General features: G+C 69.6%; 9 protein-coding genes. All 9 read right to left on the bottom strand.

Features of this window, described 5'->3' with window-relative positions; translation table 11 throughout:
* The coding region (locus IT359_19555; GenBank protein MCC6931194.1) for a S1 RNA-binding domain-containing protein at nucleotides 1-931 on the bottom strand (931 nt) is incomplete at its 3' end.
* 271 nt (nucleotides 932-1202) lie between these two features.
* The gene (cmk, locus tag IT359_19550) at nucleotides 1203-1967 is read right to left on the bottom strand and encodes a (d)CMP kinase (protein ID MCC6931193.1); all 765 of its coding nucleotides are present in this window, start codon (nucleotides 1965-1967) and stop codon (nucleotides 1203-1205) included.
* Nucleotides 1954-3312 (bottom strand): 3-phosphoshikimate 1-carboxyvinyltransferase, encoded by a 1359-nt coding sequence (gene aroA, locus IT359_19545; GenBank protein MCC6931192.1) that lies wholly within the window; start codon nucleotides 3310-3312, stop codon nucleotides 1954-1956. The genes cmk and aroA overlap by 14 nt, the downstream gene beginning before the upstream one ends.
* Nucleotides 3263-4126: a 2,3,4,5-tetrahydropyridine-2,6-dicarboxylate N-succinyltransferase gene (locus tag IT359_19540; GenBank protein MCC6931191.1), complete on the bottom strand. Its 864-nt coding sequence runs from the start codon at nucleotides 4124-4126 to the stop codon at nucleotides 3263-3265. The genes aroA and IT359_19540 overlap by 50 nt, the downstream gene beginning before the upstream one ends.
* Nucleotides 4123-5016 carry a 4-hydroxy-tetrahydrodipicolinate synthase gene (locus IT359_19535; protein MCC6931190.1) on the bottom strand — a complete coding sequence of 298 codons (894 nt, stop codon included), beginning with the start codon at nucleotides 5014-5016 and terminating at the stop codon, nucleotides 4123-4125. Before IT359_19535 ends, IT359_19540 begins: the two co-directional genes overlap by 4 nt.
* Nucleotides 5013-5729, bottom strand: coding sequence for a hypothetical protein (locus IT359_19530; GenBank protein MCC6931189.1), 717 nt, complete (start codon nucleotides 5727-5729; stop codon nucleotides 5013-5015). Before IT359_19530 ends, IT359_19535 begins: the two co-directional genes overlap by 4 nt.
* A gap of 2 nt (nucleotides 5730-5731) precedes the next feature.
* Nucleotides 5732-7090 carry a lysine-sensitive aspartokinase 3 gene (gene lysC, locus IT359_19525; GenBank protein ID MCC6931188.1) on the bottom strand — a complete coding sequence of 453 codons (1359 nt, stop codon included), beginning with the start codon at nucleotides 7088-7090 and terminating at the stop codon, nucleotides 5732-5734.
* Nucleotides 7087-8172: an aspartate-semialdehyde dehydrogenase gene (gene asd / locus IT359_19520; protein ID MCC6931187.1), complete on the bottom strand. Its 1086-nt coding sequence runs from the start codon at nucleotides 8170-8172 to the stop codon at nucleotides 7087-7089. Before asd ends, lysC begins: the two co-directional genes overlap by 4 nt.
* Nucleotides 8172-9167, bottom strand: a complete 996-nt coding sequence (locus tag IT359_19515; GenBank protein MCC6931186.1) for a M20/M25/M40 family metallo-hydrolase — start codon at nucleotides 9165-9167, stop codon at nucleotides 8172-8174. The genes asd and IT359_19515 overlap by 1 nt, the downstream gene beginning before the upstream one ends.
* Nucleotides 9168-9173: the final 6 nt, after the last annotated feature.

Below are 9173 nucleotides of genomic sequence, written 5' to 3'. Positions count from 1 at the left end.
GGTACTTCTCGATGACGTCCTTCCACGGATACGGCTGCAGCTGCTTGAGGCCTAACGAGATGCGCTCGCGCTCCCAGTCGATGTCGAGCACCTTGACCTCGAGCTCGTCGCCGATGTGCACCATCTCCGTGGGATGCGAGATGCGCCCCCACGCCATGTCGGTGATGTGGAGGAGGCCGTCGACGCCCCCGAGGTCGATGAACGCCCCGAAGTCGGTGATGTTCTTGACGACGCCCTTCCGCACCTGGTCCTTCTGCAGCTCCTTCATCAGCTTCTCGCGCTTGCCGGCGCGCTCGGCCTCGAGGATCACGCGGCGCGAGACGACGATGTTGCGGCGGCGCTTGTTGAGCTTGATGATCTTGAACTCGTACTTCTGGCCGAGCAGTTCGTCGATGTTGGGAACGCGCCGCAGCGCGATCTGCGAGCCCGGGAGGAAGGCGTCGACGCCCATGAGGTCGACCACGACGCCGCCCTTGATCTTCTTGACGAGCGTCCCCTCTACCGGCTGGTCGGTCTCATACGCGACGCGGATCTTCTCCCACACGCGCATGAAGTCGGCCTTCTTCTTCGACAGGACGACCGAGCCTTCCTGGTCTTCGAGGTGCTCGAGCAGGACCTCGACTTCGTCGCCCGGCTTGAGGTCGGGCATGTCCTTGAATTCCTCGAGCGGGATGGTCCCTTCGGACTTGAAGCCGATGTCGAGGACCACCATGTTCTCGCGGATTTCGAGTACACGGGACTTGACGATCTCGCCCTCATCGATCGAGGCGAGCGTCCCGTTGTACATCTCCATCATCTTCTCGTACTCCGCAGACGAATACTCGTCTTCGTCGTACAGCTCTGGGCGACGATTGGCGAGCGGGCGCAGCTCGGCCTTCTGGGCCTTGCGCTTCTCAACGATCGACATGCCGTTCGTGTCGAACTCGGCCATGAGTAGGGTGGCTCCTGTGTCAGCGGATATTTAGGCTCGCCGCGACGAGGCTGAGGAATGAGGATGACCGGCCCCCGCGCGCATCGCGCATCACGAGTCGCAGCGCGCTGCGCGAACGAGGGCCGTTTTTGGGGAACGCGAAACCTACCCGGGAACGCCCCCGCGAGTCAACGCCCCGCACCACCCGGAAGTCGCGCCCCCACGGCAACTTGGCTCTGCCCTGCCGCTCCCGCCCGCACCACCTTGACGGCCTCGGCCGACGGGCCGCTCGCTAGGCGTCCGGCGTTCCGTCCGGCGGGGGAACTGAGGGGAGGTCGCCCAACGGAGTGAGCGGGCGGCGGCTCCGAGTGGCGCGCGCCAGGGCCACGATCCGCTCGACCTGCTCGACCTGCGTCAGGTAGGTGGTGTCGACCAGGACGGCGTCCTTGGCCTGCACCGTCTGCGTCGCGTCGGCGGCGTCGCGCTGGACGAGGCGGTCGGTCTCCTCGGCGATCTCGGCGTCAGTGGGGCGACGCCCCAGACGCTGGATCAGCCGGCGGCGAGCCCGCTCCCACGGATCGGCGACCAGGAAGACCTTGAGCTCCGCATCCGGGAAGACCGCCGTGCCCATGTCGCGCCCGTCGCAGACGACGTCGAACGACTTCGCGACCTCGCGTACCTGCGCATTCACCCAGCCACGCACCACCTGCATCTGGGCCACGAGCGAGACGTGACGCGTGACCTCGGTCCCGCGGATCTCCTCATCCATACGCTCGCCATCGACGTGCGGAGCAAACGACGTCTCCGTGGGGATGAGGGTGATGCGCGCTGCCTGTTCGAGGAGCCAGGCGGGGGTCCATTCGCTCGCCGGACGTCCGCTGCGGAGGGCGACGGCGGTGGCCGCACGATACAGCGCGCCCGAGTCGACGTGCCGGAATCCCAACTCACCGGCGACCCACTGTGCGGTCGACGACTTCCCCGAGGCGGCGGGACCGTCGATTGCGACGACGAGGTGTCCGCTGCGCCAATTCGGGTGCGGGCGGCTATCGGACGACATCGCGCACGAGGGCCAGGTCGCGCCAGAAGCCCGGATAGGAGACGGAGCAGCAGTCGGGGTCGTCGATGTCGATCGCGCAGCCGGGGGTGGCGCCGAGGACGCCGAACGCCATTGCGATGCGATGGTCGCCATGGGTGACGACGCGCCCGGCGAGCGGCGCCTCCGTGCCGCGCACGATCAATCCGTCGGGGAGTTCCTCGGCGTCGACGCCGATGGCGCGCAGGTTGGAGACGACGGCGGCGATGCGATCGCTCTCCTTCACGCGCAGTTCATCGGCGCCTCGCACCTCGGTGACGCCCTCGGCGCGGGCGGCGAGCACGGCCAGCATGGGGATCTCGTCGATCATCGACGTCACGTCGTTGCGGCCGACGGAGATCGCGCGCAACCGGTGGCCGCCATGCGCCACGAGGTCATCGCGCGGCGAGTTCCCCGCATCGCCGTCGCGCACCTCGTCCACGCGCGCGCCCATGCGCACAATCGCGCGCAGGAAGCCATCGCGATACGGGCTGCGGAGCACGTTCTGGAGGCGAATGCTTCCCTCGTCCGCGAGGAGGGCTCGCGCCAGGAAGAACGCCGCCGACGACGGATCGCCGGGGACGTCGAGGTCGAGCGGGGCGAGCCGATCCGCCGGCTGCAATGCGACAAAGCCATCGGCGTCGAGCGCGACCTGCACCCCAAGCGCGGAGAGCATCTGCTCGGTGTGGTCGCGCGTGGGGGCCGGCTCCTTCACGCGCACGGGAACGCGGGCGCACAACCCGGCCAGGAGGACGGCGCTCTTGAGCTGCGCGCTGGCCACGGGGAGCGTCCAATCGACCGAGTGGAGCGTGGCGCCATGCACGACCATCGGGAGCCCGTCGTGCCCCTCCAGGAACTCGATGCGCGCCCCCATGGCCTCGAGCGGTGCCGCCACGCGTCGCATCGGGCGGCGCGACAACGAGGCGTCACCAATGAACGTGGAGGCGAACGGCTGCGCGGCGGCCACTCCCGCCATGAGGCGTGTGGTGGTCCCGCTGTTGCCGCACTGCAGCCGGGACGCGGGCGCACCAAGACGGGACGTGAAGCCGGCGCCCTCGATGGTCATGTCGTGGTCGACGCGCGGCACGGCCCACCCTAACGCGCGAAGGACGGCGGCGGTCGACTTCACATCGTCCGACTGCAGGATGCCGCGCACACGCGACGTCCCGGTCGCGAAGGCCGAGAACATGAGGGCGCGGTGCGAGATCGACTTGTCGCCCGGGACACGAACGCTCCCGCCGACCACGTCGCGCGACGACGGCCGCGTCATGGCCTGACCGTCACCGGCGCAGCCATCCTTCGAGCGCCGTGGCGAGGTCGGTCTTGTCATCACGGTACTTCACGATGATCGGAGTCTGGAGCGAGAGTCCGTTGGCCGCGCCCCAGCCGACCGTGACCGCGCGTGCGCCCGGGACGACGACGGCGCCCTCGGGAATCTCGAGCGGGGCGTCGGCGGTGGCGCGATGGACCGTGTCGCGCACGAGGTCGTAGACGGGGGTTCCGCGGGTGAGCACGACGCCGGCGCCCAGCACCGCGCGCGCACGCACCACCGTTCCCTCATACACGCCGCAGTTGCCGCCGACGATCACGTCGTCCTCGATCACCACCGGGGCGGCGTTCACCGGCTCGAGCACCCCGCCAATCTGCGCGGCGGCGCTGACGTGGACGCGCTCGCCCACCTGGGCACACGACCCGATGAGCGCGTGCGAGTCGACCATCGTCCCGGTCCCGACCCAGGCGCCCACGTTGATATACATCGGCGGCATGCAGACCACGCCCGGGGCGACATACGCGCCGCGACGAATCGACGAGCCGCCAGGAACAACGCGCACGCCATCGGCCAGCGTGAGGTGACGCGCGGGGAGCGTGTGCTTGTCGAACCAGGTGAGCGCGTGCGGGTCCGCCGGGTGCAACGCCACGACCTTGCCGACGCGGAAGGCGACGAGGATCCCCTGCTTGACCCATGGCACCGCGCGCCACCGCCCGTCGTGCTCCTTCCGGGCCGCGCGCACCTCACCGTCCTCGAGGCGCGCGATGAGCTCGGCGACCGTGCGCTCGGCCGAGTCGGGGAGCGCTGTCCCCGGCGGGCAGGCGGCCAGCGCGGCGATCTCGGAGGAGAGCGATGCCAGGGCGTCGTCGCTCATGCGGGGAGTGCTCCAGCGGCGGCGAGCGCCGACCGCACGGTGGGGGTGTGGGCGTCGGCGAGCGGGACCAGCGGGAGGCGAACCACATTGGCAACGCGCCCCATCATCGCCAGCCCCGCCTTGACCGGGGCGGGGTTGGACTCGCAGAAGGCGGCCGCCATCCACGGTTGCAGCTGCCGATGGATCGCGCGGGCCGCCCCGAAGTCGCCCGCGGCACAGGCGTCCACCAACGCGGTCATGCGGCGCGGTGTCGCGTTGCTCGTCACCGAGATCACCCCTTCCCCGCCCAGTGCCATGACCGGCAGCGTGAGCGCGTCATCGCCCGAGAGGACGGCAAACGCGGCCGGACGGTCGCGCAGGATGTCGCCCACCTGCCCCAGGTTCCCCGACGCCTCCTTGATGGCGACGATGCCGGGGATGGCGGCGAGCGCGAGCGTCGTGCGCGCCTCGATGTTGCTCCCCGTGCGTCCCGGAACGTTGTACACGACGATCGGGAGGTCGACCGCCGCGGCAATCGCGGCAAAGTGCGCCACGATGCCGCGCTGCTGCGGCTTGTTGTACATCGGCGAGACGTGCAGCAGGTGCGTGGCGCCGGCGTCGCGCGCCACGCGGGAGAGGGCGATCGCCTTCTGCGTATCGTTGGAGCCGGCGCCGGCGACGACGGGGACGCGCCCCGCCACCTGCTCGACGGTGATGGCCACGACGCGCGCGTGCTCCTCGAGGGACAGCGTCGCCGCCTCGCCCGTCGAACCGCACGGGACCAGGAAGTGAATCCCTTCGGCAACCTGCCAGTCGACGAGTGCGCGCAACGCCGCCTCATCCACGGCGCCGGCGGGGGTGAACGGGGTGACGAGCGCGGTGCCGCACCCACTGAGTGGCCGATGGCTCACGCTCCCTCCTGCGTTCCAACGTTTGGGCGTTGCGCGCGCACCAGGTCGCGCATGGTGAAGATGCCACTCCGCCCCGCCAGCCACTCCGCGGCGCGAAGGGCCCCGTCGGCAAAGACGCGCCGGTCGCGCGCCTCGTGCGACAGCGTCACCTGCTCGAATGGACCGTCGAGGATGAGCGTATGCGTTCCCGGGACATGGCCCACACGCACGCTCGTGGTGGGGACGCCTCGCCCTAACGAGTCTGCCACCGCCGCCGCCATGGCCGCCCCCGTCCCCGAGGGGGCATCCTTCTTGGCGCGGTGGTGCGTCTCCACCAGGTGCGCGTCGAACTGCGGGTGCTGGGCAAAGACCACCCCGAGCTGACGCGCCACCTCGAGGGCCAGCGCCACGCCGATCGAGAAGTTGGGCGACCAGAAGAGCGCGCCGTCGCGGTCGCGCACGAGGCGCTCGACGTCGGGAAGCGCATCGTACCACCCCGTGGTCCCGGTGACGACGGGAAGCCCCGCGGCGATGCACGCCGTCACGTTCGCGCGCGCCGCAGCGGGCTCGGTGAATTCGATCGCCACATCGGCGGCTGCGGCGTGCGTGGCGATGGCGTCGCCCCCTCCGTTGTCACGCGCGCCCAGGATGGCGAGGACCGTGTGTCCTCGCTCCCGCGCCAACTGCTCGATGGCGCGCCCCATCTTGCCGTCGCCAATGATGAGGAGGCGCATGCTCAGCTCGCGCCGGTGGTGAAGAACTCCTCGTGCAGCCGCCGCATGGCCTCACCCACCTGGTCGCCATCGACGAGCATCGTGAGGTTGATCCCGCTCGCGCTGAGCGAAAGCATGTGCACGCGCAGCGACTTGAGCGAGGCCAGGGCGCGCGACATCGCCTCGCTGGACTCGGTGAGCCCGGCGCCGACGATCGCCACGATCCCGCGATTGCGCTCGACGGAGACGTCGCCCAGGTGCGAGAGGTCGACCACGAGCGTATCGAGGTGCGTTGCAGCATCGATCGTTACGCTCACGCTCACCTCCGACGTCGCCACGACATCGACCGAGGTGCGGTGGCGGTCGAAGACCTCGAACAGCGTGCGCAGGAAGCCGTGCTGCAGGAGCATGCGCGGGCTGCGCACCTTGATCACCGTGACCCCCTGCTTCCCGGCGAGCGCGCTCACGGAACGCTTGGGCGCGTCGAAAGTGATGAGCGTTCCTGCCCCGGTCGGGTTGCGCGAGTTGTAGATGTAGACGGGGATCCCCAGCCGCACGGCGGGGCTGATCGTGCTCGGATGCAGCACCTTGGCCCCGAACGAGGCCAGCTCGCTGGCCTCGTTGAAGCCGATGCGCTCGATGAGCTGCGCCCCCTTCACGACGCGCGGGTCGGCGGTGAGCATCCCGTCCACATCGGTCCAGATCTCGATGGCGTCGGCGCCTAACGCGGCGCCGAACAGCGACGCCGAGAAGTCGGAGCCCCCGCGCCCGAGCGTGGTGACGATCCCCTGCTCGGTGGAGCCGATGTAGCCGCCGAGGACGGGGACACCTCCGCGCTCGACAATGGGGCGCAGGATCTTCTGCGACGCCTCGGCGATCCTGTCGGGGCGAGGCTCCGCCCGCTCGAACTGGTCGCCGGTGATCATCACCGTCGTCGCGTCGACATGTTCCGCGGGGATGCCGCGCGCCGCAAGCGCCGCCGCGACCAGGATCGACGACAGCATTTCCCCTTTGGCGGCGATGGCGTCCTTGGAACGCGGCGTGGCGTGCCCAAGCACCGACAGCGCCTCGGCGAGCGAGGCCAATTCGTCGAAGGTCGCGCTCAACTCGGCGCTCAGGTCGTGCACTTCGGGGGCGTTGCCCAGCAGTTGCTCGGCGGTGTCGAGGTGTCGCTCGCGCAGCGCCTCGACGCCGCGAATGGCGCTGATGAGCTGCCCATCGGCGGCCTGTTCGGCGATGGCGATGAGGGCATTCGTGGCCCCGCCCATCGCCGAGACGATGACGATGGGCCGGCGCGGCAGCTTGCCGCGCACGATCTCCGTCAGGCGCTCGATGGCCGCGGTATCGCCAACCGACGTCCCGCCGAACTTGACGACGATCATGCGGTGTCGAACGCCCCCTGCGCGGCGAGGACTTCGGCGTTGAGGATCGACCCGCCAGCTGCACCGCGGATCGTGTTGTGGCCCAGCGCGACGAGCTTCACGTCGAAAATCGGGTCGGGGCGCACGCGCCCCACCGTGACCGTCATTCCGCGCCCGGCGCCGACGTCGCGTCGCGTCTGCGGACGATCGGCGGCGTCCGTCACCACCAACGGGAATGTGGGGGCCGATGGAAGGCCGTGCACGACAGCCTCGCCGCGCCAGGCGCGCAGCGCGGCAAGCGCCTCATCGGCAGTCGCCTTCTTGAGGAAGGAGACGGACAGGCAGACCATGTGCCCGTTCTCGGTGGCGACGCGGTTGGCGTGCGCGCTCACGGTGAACGGGGCGACGTCGACGCCCTGGCCGGAGAAGCGACCGAGCATCTTGTTCATCTCGCGCTCGATCTTGGGTTCCTCGTCGCCGATGTACGGGATCACGTTGCCCAGGATGTCGAGCGAGGGGACGCCGGGATACCCGGCGCCCGAGATTGCCTGCATGGTGGTGGCGAAGACCTTGTCGAGCCCAAACGCCTCGTGCAGGGGCGCGAGCGCCATCGTCGCCATGGTCGCGGCGCAGTTGGCGTTCGTGACGATACCGCCGGTGGGCGCAAAGCCTCGGTTGCGGCGTTGCACGGGCAGGAGCGCGAGGTGCGACGCATTCACCTCGGGGATGACGAGCGGGACGTCCGCTTCCATGCGATAGTTCTTCGCGTTGGAGAGGACGAGCGCCCCGCTGCGTGCGAACGCTCCCTCCACCTCGCCGGCGACGTTGGAGTCCAGCGCGGAGAAGACGATGCGCGAGGAGACCTCGGACGCGTCGCAGTTGCGCACCGTCAGCGCCGCGACGTCGGTGGGCATGGTCCCTTCGATCCAGCGCGTGGCCTCGGCGTATGACTTACCCGCCGAACGCTCGGACGCCGCCACTTCGGCGACGTAGAACCAGGGATGACCCTGGAGGAGGCGGATGAACGTCTGGCCGACGGCGCCGGTGGCACCCAGCACGGCAACCGGCCACTTGCGAGCCGGCATGGTCGAGGACTGCGCCATCATGTGTCCAGTAGGGCGCGCACCAGCCGCTGATAGTGTTCGACGGCGGCGCGAAGTTCCGCGACGTCGATGTACTCGTCAGGCGTGTGCGCAACGTGGATCGAGCCCGGGCCGAAGAGGAGCGGTGTGCCCCATCGGTCGAGCAGCGGGATATCCGAGGTATAGGCCACCGGCGACGTCTCGAACCCGCCGATGGTATGGAAGAACTGCGCGGGGATGTGCGATCCGTACGTGATCTCGGCCCGCCCGTCCACCCACCGCTCCAGTTGCGCCTTGACCACGTCGACCGGGCCCACGAGGCGGAACATCAACTCCACCTCGCAATTGCCGGGAATGATGTTCGCTTCCGTCCCGCCACGAATCGTCCCGATGTTGACCGTGGTGTCGCCGAGCCGCTCGTCGGTGGGCCAGTCGAGCGACTTGAGCGACGGCAGCAGTTCGAGCATGGGCTCGATGGCCGATTGCCCGAGATGCGGATAGGCCGAGTGCGCCTCGCGCCCGCGGGTGCGCAGGTGGACGCGCAGCGATCCCTTGCAGCCGACGGCGAGCCTCGACTCCGTCGGCTCGCCATTCACGAGGAATCGCGAGGTCGCGGGGAGTCGGTTGGCGGCGCGTGCGCCGTCGGAACCCTTCTCCTCCCCGACGACGAAGAGCAGGTCCACGCGATCCTCGCCCGCCTCGGCGAGTGCCGCACCGGCAGCGAGCATCGCGGCGGCGATTCCCTTCGCGTCGCAGGCCCCGCGGCCGTACAGGCGATCGTGGTCGAGTCGCGGCGCCACGTATGGCGGCACCGTATCCAGGTGCGTGGAGAGCGTCACACCACCACCGGCGCGCGAGGCCCACACGTTGCCTCGTCCCGGCGTGACTTCCTGGACCGTGACGTTCCACCCGCGGGCCACGAGCCAACGGGAGACGTAGTCCACTACCTTCGCTTCGAGCGCCGTCGGCGATTCGATGGCCATCAACTCGGCGGCAAGCGCGACAACGTCAACCATGATCGA

The organism is Gemmatimonadaceae bacterium (genome assembly GCA_020852815.1).
Lineage (GTDB): Bacteria > Gemmatimonadota > Gemmatimonadetes > Gemmatimonadales > Gemmatimonadaceae > SCN-70-22.
The sequence above is the reverse complement of the archived record's forward strand: the minus strand, read 5'-3'. Positions and strand labels throughout refer to the sequence as shown.